At 70.2% G+C, this 14,688-nt stretch carries 11 protein-coding genes and 2 pseudogenes; 7 read left to right on the top strand and 6 right to left on the bottom strand.

What is annotated here, in order from left to right; translation table 11 throughout:
• Positions 1 to 44: 44 nt before the first annotated feature.
• Positions 45 to 1,391 (bottom strand): nitric oxide synthase oxygenase, encoded by a 1,347-nt coding sequence (locus ABZO29_RS39340; protein WP_367324969.1) that lies wholly within the window; start codon positions 1,389 to 1,391, stop codon positions 45 to 47.
• Between the two features lie 177 nt (positions 1,392 to 1,568).
• Positions 1,569 to 3,062: an FUSC family protein gene (locus ABZO29_RS39335; RefSeq protein ID WP_367324968.1), complete on the bottom strand. Its 1,494-nt coding sequence runs from the start codon at positions 3,060 to 3,062 to the stop codon at positions 1,569 to 1,571.
• A 258-nt stretch (positions 3,063 to 3,320) separates the two neighbouring features.
• Between ABZO29_RS39335 and ABZO29_RS39330 the strand changes: the two genes are divergently transcribed.
• From ABZO29_RS39330 to ABZO29_RS39320, 3 genes and pseudogenes are all read left to right on the top strand, one after another.
• Entirely contained in the window at positions 3,321 to 3,797 is a 477-nt protein-coding gene (locus ABZO29_RS39330; RefSeq protein WP_367324967.1) for an Lrp/AsnC family transcriptional regulator, read from the top strand.
• Positions 3,798 to 3,956: 159 nt separating this feature from the next.
• Positions 3,957 to 5,366: a type I glutamate--ammonia ligase gene (gene glnA, locus ABZO29_RS39325; protein ID WP_367324966.1), complete on the top strand. Its 1,410-nt coding sequence runs from the start codon at positions 3,957 to 3,959 to the stop codon at positions 5,364 to 5,366.
• Between the two features lie 114 nt (positions 5,367 to 5,480).
• Positions 5,481 to 8,284, top strand: a pseudogene (locus ABZO29_RS39320) (beta-L-arabinofuranosidase domain-containing protein).
• A 10-nt stretch (positions 8,285 to 8,294) separates the two neighbouring features.
• On the opposite strand, the gene ABZO29_RS39315 reads toward ABZO29_RS39320, so the two are convergent.
• A complete protein-coding gene (locus ABZO29_RS39315; RefSeq protein WP_367324965.1) occupies positions 8,295 to 9,071 on the bottom strand; it encodes a LysR family substrate-binding domain-containing protein in 777 nt (258 codons plus the stop codon).
• A 59-nt stretch (positions 9,072 to 9,130) separates the two neighbouring features.
• Here ABZO29_RS39315 and ABZO29_RS39310 point away from each other — a divergent pair, with 59 nt between their 5' ends.
• Positions 9,131 to 9,520, top strand: coding sequence for a DUF5997 family protein (locus ABZO29_RS39310; RefSeq protein WP_367324964.1), 390 nt, complete (start codon positions 9,131 to 9,133; stop codon positions 9,518 to 9,520).
• A 19-nt stretch (positions 9,521 to 9,539) separates the two neighbouring features.
• Here ABZO29_RS39310 and ABZO29_RS39305 read toward each other — a convergent pair whose 3' ends face one another.
• A complete protein-coding gene (locus ABZO29_RS39305) occupies positions 9,540 to 9,728 on the bottom strand; it encodes a hypothetical protein (RefSeq protein WP_367326364.1) in 189 nt (62 codons plus the stop codon).
• Positions 9,729 to 9,837: 109 nt separating this feature from the next.
• Between ABZO29_RS39305 and ABZO29_RS39300 the strand changes: the two genes are divergently transcribed.
• The gene (locus ABZO29_RS39300) at positions 9,838 to 10,227 is read left to right on the top strand and encodes a cold-shock protein (protein WP_367324963.1); all 390 of its coding nucleotides are present in this window, start codon (positions 9,838 to 9,840) and stop codon (positions 10,225 to 10,227) included.
• A 248-nt stretch (positions 10,228 to 10,475) separates the two neighbouring features.
• On the opposite strand, the pseudogene ABZO29_RS39295 reads toward ABZO29_RS39300, so the two are convergent.
• Both ABZO29_RS39295 and ABZO29_RS39290 read right to left on the bottom strand, forming a co-directional pair.
• Positions 10,476 to 10,949: pseudogene (locus ABZO29_RS39295) on the bottom strand (BTAD domain-containing putative transcriptional regulator); the annotation flags it as partial.
• A 159-nt stretch (positions 10,950 to 11,108) separates the two neighbouring features.
• Entirely contained in the window at positions 11,109 to 11,615 is a 507-nt protein-coding gene (locus ABZO29_RS39290) for a MarR family winged helix-turn-helix transcriptional regulator (RefSeq protein ID WP_367324962.1), read from the bottom strand.
• A gap of 349 nt (positions 11,616 to 11,964) precedes the next feature.
• Here ABZO29_RS39290 and ABZO29_RS39285 point away from each other — a divergent pair, with 349 nt between their 5' ends.
• Together ABZO29_RS39285 and ABZO29_RS39280 are read left to right on the top strand one after the other, a co-directional pair.
• Positions 11,965 to 12,969 carry a sugar ABC transporter substrate-binding protein gene (locus ABZO29_RS39285; RefSeq protein ID WP_367324961.1) on the top strand — a complete coding sequence of 335 codons (1,005 nt, stop codon included), beginning with the start codon at positions 11,965 to 11,967 and terminating at the stop codon, positions 12,967 to 12,969.
• Positions 12,970 to 13,316: 347 nt separating this feature from the next.
• Entirely contained in the window at positions 13,317 to 14,684 is a 1,368-nt protein-coding gene (locus tag ABZO29_RS39280) for a cytochrome P450 (protein ID WP_367324960.1), read from the top strand.
• Positions 14,685 to 14,688 lie beyond the last annotated feature (4 nt).

Here is a 14,688-nt window from a genome sequence, read left to right as displayed (position 1 = left end):
CGCCGCTGTCCCGGGGGTGACGGTAGCAGTCGATCACCAGCGGTCTAGACCAGGCCTCCGTCGTCTCGGGCCGGCCCTCCGCCCGTGTCGCCCCTGGCCCGGGCGCGGGCCTCCGGGTGATGGACGTACGACGGATGCCGCTCGACGGTCTCGTACGTCCGGTGGAAGACCGGCGTGGCGCTGGCGGACATGGGCGGCACGATCCACGACCAGTCGGCGCCCACCCGGCGTCCTTTACGCTCCTCGCGGCCGAGGTGGTCGAGGAAGCGCCGGGACTCGGTGTGGTGGTCGGTGACGGTGACTCCGGCGCGGTCGAAGGAGTGCAGCACCGAGCGGTTCAGCTCCACCAGCGCGCGGTCCTTCCAGAGGGAGCGGTCACTGCGGGTGTCGAGGCCCAGATGGGCGGCGATGCGCGGGAGGAGGTCGTAGCGATCGGTGTCGGCGAGGTTGCGGGCGCCGATCTCGGTGCCCATGTACCAGCCGTTGAAGGGGGCGGCGGGGTAGCAGATGCCGCCGATCTCCAGGCACATGTTGGACAGGGCGGGTACGGCGTGCCAGCGCAGGCCCAGGGCCCGCCACCAGGTGTACTCGGGGTGCGTGAGGGCGACCTCGAGGACGGCGTCGTCCGGCAGGTGGAACCAGCCCGGCGTGTCGTCGCCGGCGCCCTGGACCAGCAGGGGGAGCACGTCGAAGGGGGTTCCGGGGCCGCCGGGCCAGCCCAGGCGCAGGGCGAGCGCGGTGAGGCCGGCGTTGCGCGGGTCGCCGGTGACGGTGCCGTCCGGGCCGGTGTAGCCGGCGTACCGGACGAGCTGTTCGTTCCAGATCCGCGGGCCGGGGCGGCCCGGCTCGTCGGGCGCGAAGACGGTGATCACGGCGCGGATCCGGCCGTGGCGCGTGGCCTCGCGCAGATGCTCGGCGGACGCCTCGGCCACGTGCCGCGCGTCGCACACGTCCCGCAGGTCGCGCACGTGCAGCGAGCGCCAGTACAGGCGCCCGATGCACCGGTTGGCGTTGCGCCAGGCGACGCGGGCGCCGAAGACGAGCTCGTCCCGGGTGTGCCGGTACGTGCCGGTGTCCGCGATCTCGGCATGCGCGGCGGCGATACGGCGGGCCGGGTCGCCGAGCTGTTCCTCGGTGTGATGGAGAGTGAGGAACTCGGTGGCGGCGCGCAGAAGGCCGTACGGTGGCGGCTCGTGGCGTACGGCGGCGGGTGGGCCGCCCGTCAGCAGCCGCCCCTGGAGGCCGGTCACTCGGGCGACGGCGGTGGGCGGCCCGCCCGCCGTCTGCCGGCCGGCTGTCCGGGTGTCGCACTCCAGCCGGTCCAGCCAGCCGCCCGGCCCCTCCGCCCCGTCGCGGCGAACGACCCTGTCGCGGCGTGGGAAGTTCCGCATGGCACACCCCCAGGCGGCTCCCCCGCGGGCCGCTCCCGCACGGCCCGCGGGGTGCGTGCGTCGGATAGCGGCGGAGTTACCCGCCCCGTGACCTGATCCACCCTGTAGATGGCCGATAAATCCACCTTGGCCGGTAAATCCACGTTGGAGGCGGCCCGAGGCCTTCCTCGGGCCCGGTCAGGCTCCGACGAGCGGTGAACCCGAGGGGGTGCGCAGTGGCGTCGCGAGCTCGGCCAGCGCGCGCTCCAGACCGTGCAGATGGGCCAGCGCGGGCTCCGTCACCGGCTGCTCGGCGGCGACGGCCACCTGGCCGGCTCCGCGCTCGGTGAGCGCCTCCACGGCCGACTGCACCCGCCAGCAGGCGGCGGCCAGGCGGGCGTCGTGCGAGGCGTCCGGGTCTGCGGCGACGGAGACGAGGCCGCGGATCTCCCGGGCGCAGTCGTCGAGCAGGGCGAGCACCTGGCGGGCGCGCCGCTTGCGGCCGAGCATGGGGTTGAGCGGGTGCACGAGCGGGGCGACGGAGAGCCGTACCCGCCCCAGCAGTTGCTCCAGTTCGGCCACGCCGGGGGCCGGATCGGCGCTCGTGTCGCCCGCGAGGCGGGCAGCGGCCGCTGCGGTGCAGGCGTGGACGCAGCGCAGGGCGCGCTGGATCCAGGCGTCGGTGACGGCGTGGGTGGTGACGGGCAGGACGAAGATCACTGCCAGCAGGGCGCCGAGGGCCCCGACGCCGGTCTCCGCCAGCCGCAGCGCGAGCAGGCCCGGCTCGAGCACGCCGAGGAGGCCGTAGAGCAGCTCGGCGAGCAGGGTGACCCAGAGCATCATCCAGGTGTAGGAAACGGCGGCCGTGTAGAAGATGCCGAAGACGCACACGGAGACGAGTACGGCCGTGGGCAGGGCGGCTCCGTTCACCGGGACGGCGACGAGCAGGCCGAGGCCGATGCCGATCACCGTGCCGAGGACCCTGCGGAAGCCGCGCACCAGAGTCTCGCCGCGCGAGACGGTGTTCACGAAGATCCACCAGGTGGCGCCGACGGCCCAGTACCAGCGCTGCCCGGACACCAGCTGGCCCACGACGAGGGCGAAGGCCGCGCCCGCGGTCGCCTGGACCGCCTGGCGGGTGGTGACCCGGGCCAGACCGGCGCCGCCCGGGGGCGCGGGTACGGCGGCCGGGGGCAGGCGGCGCTCGTAGCACCACAGCCCGAAGCGCACGGCGGAGGCGGCGAGCACGGACAGGAGTACGGCGGCGTGCAGTTCGGGCAGTTGCGCGGGGGTGGCGTGCAGGAACTGCGCCACGAAGAAGGTCATGAACGCGAACACGCCGAGGCTGTGGCCGCGCGGCCCCCACCGGCGTGCGTACACGCCCGCGCCGACCACGACGAGGAAGGTGAGGTCGCGCGCCACCGGGTGGTCGTGGAGCTCGGCCGCGGCGACGAGCACGGGCAGGCCGACGGCGGGCAGCAGCGCGGTCGTGACGGCCTGCCCGCGGACCGTGGCGTCGGTGACGGTGAACAGGGCGAGCAGCGCGGCCAGACCGCCGGTGACGGCGCCGGTGAGGGAGTGCCCCGCGAGGCCACAGAGGACAACCGCCGACCCGACGCCGAGGACGGCGCGCGCGGCGAAGCGCAACCGCGTCCGCCCCGGGTCCGGCGCCACGAACACCCTCTTCAGCACTGCTTCCCACCCTTGAGCTCACCGGCACGAAAAAGGCGCCGCGGGGTCCGCAGCGCCATCGACGCCTCCATGACAGCATCTCTGCCACCACTGGCTCAAGTGCTTGCTCGACCACTGAGCCATTGGCACACCAGAGGAGCGGCCAAGCCGTCACGTGGAAGGCCAACGGACCACGATGACCGGCCCACCCGATCCGAACCCTGCTGGGCCATTGGTACAGTCGGCCATGACCGACGACGGACGAGAAGGCCGGGCACCGTGACCGTGGACGAGCTCGACACCCGCATCCTGCGGCTGCTGCTCGAGCAGCCCCGGACGAGCGTGCGCGAGTACGCCCGCATCCTCGGCGTGGCCCGTGGCACACTCCAGGCCCGCCTGGACCGTCTGGAGCGGGACGGCGTGATCACCGGCACGGGTCCGACGCTGTCGCCGGCCGCACTGGGCCATCCGGTGCTGGCCTTCGTGCACATCGAGGTCACCCAGGGCCACCTCGACGACGTGGGCGAGGCGCTGGCCGCCGTACCGGAGATCGTCGAGGCGTTCTCGATCACGGGTGGCGGAGATCTGGTCACCAGGGTCGTGGCGCGCGACAACCTCCATCTGGAGGACGTGATCCAGAAGCTGATCAGCCTCCCCGGCGTGGTCCGCACCCGCACCGAGGTCGCCCTGCGCGAACGCGTGCCGCACCGGCTGCTGCCGCTGGTGGAGTCGATCGGGCGGGCGGCCGGGAAGTGAGACGCGCGGTGGGCCCGCGCTCGCGTCCGGCTTCCTGAGAGCGGCACCGCGGAGGCGCGCTTCACCTTTCCCCGCCCCCGCCCCCTGCCTACAGTGAAAGTCAGGGAACCCCGCGCAGCCGACCTCGCACGAACCGGAACCGGGCAGAGGGTGAGTCGCATGTTCCAGAACGCCGAGGAAGCCAGGAAGTTCATCTCGGACGTGGACGTCAGCTTCGTGGACGTGCGCTTCTGCGACGTTCCCGGCATCATGCAGCACTTCACCGTGCCGGTGGAGACCTTCGACCCGGAGGACGAGCTGGCGTTCGACGGCTCGTCGATCCGCGGTTTCCAGGCCATCCACGAGTCCGACATGGCGCTGCGCGCGGACCTGTCGACGGCCCGGCTGGATCCCTTCCGCTCGGACACCACCCTGATCATGAACTTCTTCATCCACGATCCGGTGACCGGCGAACAGTACAGTCGCGACCCGCGCAACGTGGCGAAGAAGGCGGAGACCTACCTGACGTCCACCGGCATCGCGGACTCGGCGTACTTCGGCCCCGAGGCGGAGTTCTACGTTTTCGACAGCGCACGCTTCAAGACCTCGGAGAACGAGGCGTTCTACCACGTGGACTCCGAGGCGGGCGCCTGGAACACCGGTGCGATGCAGGACAACCGCGGTTACAAGGTCCGCTACAAGGGCGGCTACTTCCCCGTCCCGCCGGTCGACCACTTCGCGGACCTGCGCGCCGAGATGACCCTGGAGCTCATCAAGAGCAACATCCTCGTCGAGAAACAGCACCACGAGGTGGGCACCGCAGGCCAGGCCGAGATCAACTACAAGTTCAACACGCTGCTCGCGGCCGCCGACGACCTCCAGCTCTACAAGTACATCGTCAAGAACGTGGCCTGGCGCAACGGCAAGACCGCGACGTTCATGCCGAAGCCGATCTTCGGCGACAACGGCTCGGGCATGCACTGCCACCAGTCCCTCTGGCAGGGCGGCAGCCCGATCTTCTACGACGAGGAGGGCTACGCCGGGCTGTCGGACACCGCCCGCCACTACATCGGCGGTCTGCTCAAGCACGCGCCGTCGTTGCTGGCGTTCACCAACCCGACGGTGAACTCGTACCACCGGCTGGTGCCGGGCTTCGAGGCGCCGGTCAACCTGGTCTACTCGCAGCGCAACCGCTCGGCCTGCATCCGGATCCCGATCACCGGCGCCGACCCGAAGGCCAAGCGCCTGGAGTTCCGCGCGCCGGACCCCTCCTGCAACCCGTACCTGGCGTTCTCGGCCATGCTGCTGGCGGGCCTGGACGGCATCAGGAACAAGACGGAACCGCCGGAGCCGGTCGACAAGGACCTCTACGAACTCGCCCCCGAGGAACATGCGAGCGTTCCCCAGGTTCCCACCTCTCTCCCGGCCGTCCTGGACGCCCTGGAGGCCGACCACGACTACCTCCTCCAGGGCGATGTGTTCACTCCCGACCTGATCGAGACGTGGATCGACCTGAAGCGCGCCAACGAGATCGCGCCGCTGCAACTGCGGCCGCATCCCCACGAGTTCGAGCTGTACTTCGACGTCTGACCGGAACTCGGTACTCCAGACCCGTTGACCCTCATCTGCCTCCTCTCTATCGTCTGGTCGACTATCCGCACATTGTTCGATATCTCGAACAAGCCGGACTCGTGGAGGAGACACATGGCACCGCCCCTCTCCAGACGATCCCTCTTTCGGACAGCGGCCCTCGCCGCGACAGCACCAGCAGTCTCTCTGGCGGCGACCGGCCGAGCCGTCGCCGCCGCTCCCGCTGCCCCGTCCGCCTGGACCGTACGGCCCTTCGGGCTCGAGGAGGTGACGCTGGGTCGGGGCGTCTTCGCCGACAAGCGCGCGCTGATGCTCGACCACGCCCGCGGCTACGACGTCAACCGGCTCCTGCAGGTCTTCCGCGCCAACGCCGGGCTCTCCACGCTCGGCGCGGTCGCCCCAGGCGGCTGGGAGGGGCTGGACGGCGAGGCCAACGGCAACCTTCGCGGGCACTACACCGGGCACTTCATGACGATGCTGTCCCAGGCGTACGCCTCCACCGGTGACCAGGCGTACGCCGACAAGATCCGGACCATGGTGGGTGCGCTCACCGAAGTCCGCGCGGCGCTGCGCGAGGATCCGGCCGTGCTCAGCACCGAAGGGAGGTTCGGCACCGCCGCGGAGAACGTGCGCGGCTCCTACCAGTACGTCGACCTGCCGGCCGGTGTGCTCGGCGGCGCCCCCGCGATCACCCTGTCCGCCTGGGTCAAGCCCACCCACAACAGCACCTGGGCCCGGGTGTTCGACTTCGGCAACAACACCACCCGGTACATGTACCTGGCCGCGCGCAACGCCGGCGGCGTTCCGCGCTTCGCGATCACAACCAACGGGCCCGGCCGCGAACAGGGCCTCAACGGCACCACCGCGCTGCCCCTGAACCAGTGGAGCCACCTGGCCGTCACCATCTCGGGCAGCACCGGCAAGCTCTACGTCAACGGCACCGCCGTCGCCGAGAACACGTCGATGACCCTCAACCCGTCGGCGCTGGGCACCCTGGCGAACAACTGGCTGGGCCGCTCCAACTTCTCCGGCGACCCGGTGTTCGCGGGCGCCTTCGACGAGTTCAACGTGTGGTCGCGGGCCCTGACCGCGGACGAGATCACGTCCTTGCAGAGCGACCGCGCCGCCGACTCTTCCGCGGGCCGCGGCGACCTGGCGTCGTACGCGTTCGACGAGACGACGGGCGGCACGTTCGCCGACGCCTCCGGCCGGGAGCTGACCGCCACCCTGCGCCGCACGTGGGGCGCGCCGAGCCACCCCGGGTTCCTCGCCGCGTACCCGGAGACGCAGTTCATCGACCTGGAGTCCAGGACCAGCCCCGACTACACCAAGGTGTGGGCGCCCTACTACACCGCTCACAAGATCCTCAAGGGCCTGCTGGACGCGTACGACGCCACCGACGACGACCGGGCGCTCGACCTCGCTTCCGGCATGTGCGACTGGATGTACGCCCGGCTGTCCAGGCTGCCCGACTCCACGCTGCAGCGGATGTGGGGCATCTTCTCCAGCGGCGAGTTCGGCGGCATCGTCGAGGCGATCGTCGACCTGTACTCGATCACCGGCAAGGCCGATCACCTCGCGCTGGCCGAACTGTTCGACCTCGACAAGCTCATCGACGCCTGCGCCGCGAACACAGACACCCTGGACGGCCTGCACGCCAACCAGCACATCCCGATCTTCACTGGCCTGATCCGGCTGTACGACGCGACGGGCGAGGACCGCTACCTCACCGCCGCCAAGAACTTCTGGGGCATGGTCGTCCCCCACCGTATGTACGGGATCGGCGGAACGAGCACGGCCGAGTTCTGGAAGGCCCGCGACGTCATCGCGGGCACGATCAGCGACACCAACGCCGAGTCCTGCTGCGCGTACAACCTGCTCAAGCTGAGCCGGATGCTGTTCTTCCACGAGCAGGACCCGAAGTACATCGACTACTACGAGCGGGCCCTCTACAACCAGGTGCTCGGTTCCAAGCAGGACAAGGCCGACGCGGAGAAGCCGCTCGTCACGTACTTCATCGGCCTCAAGCCCGGCCATGTGCGCGACTACACGCCCAAGCAGGGCACGACCTGCTGCGAGGGCACGGGCATGGAGAGCGCCACCAAGTACCAGGACTCGGTGTACTTCAGGAAGGCCGACGGCAGCGCCCTCTACGTCAACCTCTACAGCCCGTCCACGCTGACCTGGGCCGAGAAGGGTGTCACCGTCACGCAGACGACGGACTATCCACGGGAGCAGGGCAGCACGCTCGTTGTCAGGGGCGGCACCGCCTCCTTCGAACTGCGGCTGCGCGTTCCGGCGTGGGCGACGGCCGGATTCCGGGTGACGGTCAACGGGTGTGACGTGAGCGGCACTCCGCAGCCCGGGAGCTACTTCCCTGTCTCCCGGCGTTGGCGGGACGGCGACACGGTCCGTGTCGCCGTGCCCTTCCGGCTGCGGGTCGAGAAGACCCTCGACGATCCGTCGCTGCAGGCCCTGTTCTACGGTCCGGTCAACCTGGTCGCCCACAACGCCGCGACGGGCCTTCTGGAGATCGGCCTGTACCGCAACGCCGCCCTCTCCGGCGACCTGCTGCCCAGCCTCACGCCGGTGACGGGCAAACCCCTCCACTACACCCTCGACGGCACCGAGTTCGCCCCTTCTTCGAGGGGACCGAGGATCCGACGCACGCGTACGTCCGGCGCTCCGAACCGCGGGTCGTCTTCGGCACCTCCGACTCCGGCGTCGCCAACCCCGCGAAGGCCGACGGCACGACCCTGCTCGACGAGATCTGGGCGGGGGCGCCCTTCCGTGGCAAGGGCGCGCTGGTGTCGCGGGTCCGGTCCACGGTCGACACGTGGGTCACCGCCGGTCTGCTGGGCCAGGACGACGGGGCGAAGGTGGTGAGTACGGCGCGGAGCGCCACCTTCGTGCCCTGATCCCTGGGCGCTACGACCGGCGGCGGGGCCTGCCGCTGCCGCGCTTGCCGCCCCTCGGGGTGCCGGTGCGGCTGCGGGCGGCCCCGCCGGACGTCTTGGCGCCCCCGCCGGTGGCCTTCCCCGCAGCGGGCTTCCGCCGCGTGCCGGCCTCGCGCTCGGGCCGGGCCTGCGGCTGGGTGCGTCCGCGGGTGCTGTTGACCGTGCGGCCGCGGACGATGCCGATGAAGTCCTCGACCATGTCCGTGGTCGCGTCCTCCGGCCACGACAGGGCCACGCTCGACCGGGGAGCGTCCACGACCGGGCGGTAGGTGAGGTCCCGGCGGTGGTGCAGCCGGGCCAGCGACTGGGGGACGAGGAGGACGCCGACGCCCGCCGCCACCAACTCGACGGCGTCCGCCGTGGTGGCGGGACGCTCGAAGGCGGGCTGTCCCGGCGGTTGCTCCCAGCCGAGGACGTCGTCGAGCGGGTGGAAGACGACCTCGTCGGCGAGGTCCTCGAGGGACACCTCCTCCGCCGCCGTCACGAGGTGGTCCTTGGGGACCACGACCACCGTGGTCTCGGTGTAGAGGGGGATCGCGCTGAACACCGTGCGGTCGACCGGCAGCCGTACGAAGCCCGCGTCCGCGTCGCCGCCGCGCAGCACGTCGGATGCCTCGGCTGCCGTCACCTGGAGGAGGGCCAGGGGGATGTCGGGCAGGCGCTCGTTCCAGATCCGCACCCACTTGGCGGGCGTCACCCCGGGGACGTACGCGAGCCGGAACTGGGGGGAATCCTCCGTGCCTGTCACGCCGCCAGGTTACCGGCTGTGGTCGGGGGCCTGGGTGAGCGGCCGATAGTCTGGACACCATGAAGTCGCACCAGAGCACCCAGACGATGAAGCCCGCCACCGCGGCGAAGAAGCTGGGTGTGTACCTCCCCGCCACCCCCGCAGAGTTCCAGGAGGGTGTCGTCTCGCGCGCCGAGCTGAACGAGCTCCAGGAGAACCCGCCCGAATGGCTGCGGGAGCTGCGACAGAACGGCCCGCATCCCCGGCCGGTGGTCGCGGCGAGGCTGGGCGTCTCCATCGCCGGCCTCGCCCGCGGCGGCGTCACGGAAGCGCTCACCACAGAGCAGATCGAGGCGCTGAGGAACGAGATGCCTCAGTGGCTGGAGAAGGAGCGCGCCACACAGGCCGACGTGCGCAAGGAGGCGGCCCGGATCAAGAAGCGGGACGCCGAGCGGGCGTCGCGCTCCTGACCCCGGCGTCCCGGCCCTTTCACAGGCAGTACCGCACGAGCCACTCGTCCGGGTTGTACGTGTCCCTCGCCGGATCGGGCACCGTGGCCGGCTTCTCCTCGACCGTGTCCTCCAGGCGGATCCGCTCCGGCAGCGCGCCGAACCGGGCATGCCGCAGTGCCTCCGCGGCGTCGGCTGCGTCCGCGGTTCGCTTCTCGTCTCGTGTCATCTCACCCTCCCCCATGTGAACGTCATGCCTCGCGGAAAAGTGCCGTCCGCGGACCACTACGATCAGGCCATGTTCTCCGGGCACGGGGCCCGGTCTGCTGGGGGTTGGCATGGTTGCTGGTCGTGTGGTGCGGTTCGACAATGCGCGGGGGTACGGATTCATCGCTCCCGACGACGGTGGGGACGATGTGTTCCTGCATGTGAACGACATGCTGATGCCGGAGTCGCAGGTGCGGCGCGGTGTGGTGGTGGAGTTCGAGATCGAGGACGGTGAGCGGGGGCCGAAGGCGACCGGCGTCCGCCTCGCCCGGGGAGCGGACGGCAAGCCGCTGCCCCTGGACGACGACTCCCTGTGCGACGTGCTCACCACGCAGGAGTTCAGGGCGGACGTCACAGAGGTCCTGCTGACCGCGGCGCCCTCGCTCACCGGCGACCAGATCCTGCAGATCCGCGGCGCCCTGGCGCAGTTCGCGAAGGGGCATGGCTGGGTCGAGGGCTGAGCTGCCGTCTCCTCGGGATCGCGTCGGCGGGTGGCTTCGGCGAACGCCTGGGCTGCGGGCTCCAGGACCGGCCGAACCGGCTCTACGGCGTCGGACATGTCGATCTCCCGCTGTTTCACGATGAGGGCGCTGCGTGCTCCGTCACGCTGGAACCGATGGATGGGCGGAGATTGCCCGCAGGTGCACGGCCGGAGGGCGGGCAGGACCGCGTCCGGAACACCGGCGCGCAGCGCCTGGTCGGCCGCCTCCCGCACGGCGGCTACGTGTTCCCGGTCGAGGGCGCCGAACGCCGGGTGCGCGCGGGACTCCGGAGGTATCCCGGAGGCGGCCCGTCCTCGCCGCAACGACAGTGCCTGCGTGAGCAGTTCCAGGGCCCGGGTGGGCGATTCGGCGGCGACGGCCCTCCGGGCCTCCTCCTCGAGCGCACGGAAACGCAGAAGGTCCGACGAGCCCCTGTCGGTGAGCAGTTGGTAACCGCCGCCGCCCAGCACGAGCCGGCGTCCTGACCCGCGGGTGGGCACCGGGTTCCAACAGGCGCCGGAGCGGAACCCATGTGACGGCGGATCACGTTCACGGCACTGCGCGGCGGACTCGCTCCCCCACAGCACGTCGACGATCTCGCTCACTGCGACCGGCTGTCCCGCCCGCACCAGCAGCAGCAGCGCCAGGAAGGCTCTCTGTCCTGCGGCCCCCCGAACTCCGGCTCGACGTCCCCCCGCCATGCCCGCACGGGCCCCCAGGACCGCGAACCGCACCAGCTCCAGCGGCACGTCCCCCCTCTGATCTCCCCACCCCGGTTGGGAGTTACCCAGAGTTACGACCGCTCGCCTGACGCCCGCCCGAGCCCCGGAGGGTCACCGGGACGGCCGTCCGGCCGCGGCTCAGCGGCGGCGCCAGGGCAGCACGGCCGGGTCCGTCTCGGCGGTCTCCACCCGGTGCAGGGCATCGCTGATCGCCTGGCCGATCTCCGCGAACTGGCGCACCTGTTCGGGGGTCAGGGCGTCGAAGACCGCCCGGCGTACGGCATCCACATGACCGGGAGCGGCCCGCTCCAGCAGGGCGTACCCCTCGTCGGTGAGGACGGCGAGCTGGCCCCGGCCGTCGGCGGGGTCCTCCCGCCGGTCCACCAGGCCCGCGTCGCACAGCCGGTTCACCGCGTGTGTGAGCCGACTGCGGGTGATCTTCAGGCGATGTGCAAGGTCGGACATGCCCAGCGCGCCTTCGGGCGTCGACGAGAGGTAGGCCAGGAGGCTGTAGTCGGCGTGCGTCATTCCGGCGTCGCGGCGCAGCTGCCGGTTCAGGTAGTCGGCGAGGAGGGTGGAGAAGTCGACGTAGGCCAGCCAGGCCCGTTGCTCCTCGGCGTTCAGCCAGCGCGGCGTCGTGGGCATGGTCACACAGTACCGAGCCGGACCTGAGTGTGAAAATTCAAACACGCAGTGTCGGCGGGCGCGGCGGGGCGAGGTGGCGGGACAAGGCCACCGACGTCCACCGCGTTTTGTCGAAACGTCCTGACATACGTGTTGACATCGCCTGTGAGCGGCTCCATAGTACGTGCCACTAGAGCGCGCTAATAAAGCGCTCTAGCTGCATATATCAGCGGTCCGCACCCGTGACCGTACACATCCGCGTTCCGCCGCCACGCACGGCATCCGCACGCCGACCGCCACCACGCCAGGCCCAAGGCAGTCCATCTCCCACCCCACTCCACCCTGATCAGCACAGCGAGGTGCAAGGGACATGCACAGAAACCACCGAGCCGCCGCCCTGACCGCCACGGTCCTCACCGGCGTCCTGCTCGCCACGGGCTGCTCCAGCAGCTCCGGCGGCAAGAAGTCCGAGGAAGGCGGCGCGGCCGCCTCGGCGGGCAAGGCCACCACCCCCCGCATGACCGTGGCCATGGTCACCCACGCCTCCCCCGGCGACACCTTCTGGGACCTCATCCGCAAGGGCGCCCAGGCCGCCGCCGCCAAGGACAACATCAAACTCGTCTACTCCAGCGACCCCAGCGCCGGCAACCAGGCCAACCTCGTCCAGAACGCCATCGACCAAAAGGTCGACGGCATCGCCCTGACCGCCGCCAAGCCCGACGCCATGAAAGACGTCGTCGCCAAGGCCAACGCCGCCGGCATCCCCGTCGTCGGCTTCAACTCCGGCGTCGACGACTGGAAGAAACTCGGCATGCTCGAATACTTCGGCCAGGACGAGAACATCGCCGGCCAGGCCTTCGGCGCCCGCCTCAACCAACTCGGCGCCAAGCACGCCCTGTGCGTCATCCAGGAACAAGGACAAGTCGCCCTCGAAGCCCGCTGCGCCGGCCTGAAGAAGGGCTTCACCGGCACCACCGACATCCTCTACGTCAACGGCACCGACATGCCCTCCGTGAAGTCGACCATCACCGCCAAACTCAAGGCCGACTCCACCATCGACCAGGTCGTCACCCTCGGCGCCCCCATCGCCCTCACCGCCGTCCAGTCCGTCTCCGACGCCACCAGCAAGGCCAAGGTCGCCACCTTCGACCTCAACAAGGACCTCGTCAAGGCCGTCCAGAACGGCGACGTCGAATTCGCCGTCGACCAACAGCCCTACCTCCAGGGCTACCTCGCCGTCGACTCACTCTGGCTCTACAAGACCAACGGCAACTTCAGCGGCGGCAGCACCGCCCCCATCCTGACCGGCCCCGCCTTCATCACCAAGGACAACGTCGACCAGGTCGCCCAGTTCGCCGCGAAGGGCACGCGATAACCACGAGGACCGAGATGACCGGCCGGACCGCCTGCGCGGTACCGGCCGGTCGTCCACCACTCGGCCTGAAGCACGAACTCACCGCGAAATTCGTATAGGAGGGGAACAGAGCTCACCGGTTCCCTTCCTCCTGCCTCATTTGTGAGCGTAATGCGGAGAGACTGCACGGCAGATGTGGCGCATGGTAAAGACCGCACGTGTAATGCTCCCGCACGCTCCTTTGCGCCCCCACGGAGAAAGGATTCGGGAAGCCGACGACGGGTTGAACTGGGCAGAACCATGACTCAAGTGTCAAGTCGGTGAGCTACTGCCGACTTCCGTGCGTCGACCGAGGACGGTGGTAAGCGATGAGCATTGCCGCGCGTGAGCCGGAACGAGTATGGACGGTGGCTACTGCGCCAGGCATATTCCCGTTCATTGGCCATGGTATCTCGTTGTTCCGTCGGCCGTTGGACTTTCTGAATTCTCTTCCCGCTCATGGGGATTTGGTGCGGATACGCCTGGGCCCCATGGACGCTTGGGTGGTTTGCCACCCCGAACTGACCCACCAAGTACTCATGGACCCGCGTACGTTCGACAAGGGAGGCTCGCAGTACGAGAGGCTGCGCGCGGTGATGGGTGACGGCGTCGTCACATGTCGCCAGGACGAGCATCGGCGCAGGCGCAGGCTGCTGCAGCCCGACTTCCGGCCGTCTCGCGTCGCCGAGCGTACGGACCTCATGGCCGAGGAGGCCGAGGATGCCTGCCGTACGTGGCGGGCGGGGCGGACGGTCGACGTCAGTGCGGCGATGATGGCGTTGTCGACACAGGTGATCAGTCGAGTTCTGTTCTCGGACTCTCTCGGCTCCGCGACGGTCGCCGAGCTGCGGGACTGTCTCACTGTGGTCGTCCGGGGTCTGTTCGTCCGGACGATCGTGCCGGTCGACGCCCCGTTCCGCGTCCCCACACCCGCGAACCGCCGTTACCGGCGCGCCGTCGACCGCATGCACGCGATCGTCGACTCGGCCGTCGCCGAGCGCCGGCGGGGTGCTCCGCGGCACGATCTGCTGGGGATGCTGCTGGCGGCCGCGCACGGCCGGGACGGAGCGGCGGCAATCACCGGGCAGGAGCTCCATGACCAGCTCATCACCGTCCTCCTCACCGGCGTCGAGGCCCCCGCACTGTGCCTGGCCTCCGCTTTCAGTCTGCTGGCGCAACACCCGGAGGCGGAACGCCGTCTGCACAAGGAAGTCGACACCGTTCTCGCAGGACGGTCACCGGGCCCGGACGACGTGCCGCGACTGGTCCACACCCGGTCCGTCGTCACCGAGACGCTGCGGCACTCCCCACCCGGCTGGCTCTTCACCCGCATCACCACCAGGGAAACGAAGCTGGCCGGGCACCGTATCCCCCGGGGGGCCACCGTCCTGTACAGCCCTTACCTCCTGCACCGCGATCCCGCTTCGTTCGCCGACGCCGACCGTTTCCTGCCCGACCGTTGGTTGCCGGAGCAGGCCGATGCCGCACCCGCTGGGGCCTTCCTCCCCTTCGCCGCAGGCAGCCGCGCCTGCATGGGCAACGTGTTCGCCATGACGGAGGCCACGGTCGCCCTCGCGACCATCGCCGGACGCTGGCGCCTGCGCCATCCGTCCGAGCCTGTCGAACAGCCCCGTCCCGCGGTGACCCTGGGACCGAGGTCGCTGATGATGACCTGCGAAGCGCGCTCGGATTGGTGACGAC

It is taken from the genome of Streptomyces sp. HUAS ZL42 (genome assembly GCF_040782645.1).
Classification (GTDB): domain Bacteria; phylum Actinomycetota; class Actinomycetes; order Streptomycetales; family Streptomycetaceae; genus Streptomyces.
The sequence above is the reverse complement of the archived record's forward strand: the minus strand, read 5'-3'. Positions and strand labels throughout refer to the sequence as shown.

Coding starts and splice junctions, on each gene's coding strand:
- ABZO29_RS39340 (WP_367324969.1), bottom strand. CDS start 1,391: ATGCGGAACTTCCCACGCCGCGACAGGGTCGTTCGCCGCGACGGGGCG.
- ABZO29_RS39285 (WP_367324961.1), top strand. CDS start 11,965: ATGCACAGAAACCACCGAGCCGCCGCCCTGACCGCCACGGTCCTCACC.
- glnA (WP_367324966.1), top strand. CDS start 3,957: ATGTTCCAGAACGCCGAGGAAGCCAGGAAGTTCATCTCGGACGTGGAC.
- ABZO29_RS39310 (WP_367324964.1), top strand. CDS start 9,131: ATGAAGTCGCACCAGAGCACCCAGACGATGAAGCCCGCCACCGCGGCG.
- ABZO29_RS39305 (WP_367326364.1), bottom strand. CDS start 9,728: ATGACACGAGACGAGAAGCGAACCGCGGACGCAGCCGACGCCGCGGAG.
- ABZO29_RS39290 (WP_367324962.1), bottom strand. CDS start 11,615: ATGCCCACGACGCCGCGCTGGCTGAACGCCGAGGAGCAACGGGCCTGG.
- ABZO29_RS39280 (WP_367324960.1), top strand. CDS start 13,317: ATGAGCATTGCCGCGCGTGAGCCGGAACGAGTATGGACGGTGGCTACT.
- ABZO29_RS39300 (WP_367324963.1), top strand. CDS start 9,838: ATGGTTGCTGGTCGTGTGGTGCGGTTCGACAATGCGCGGGGGTACGGA.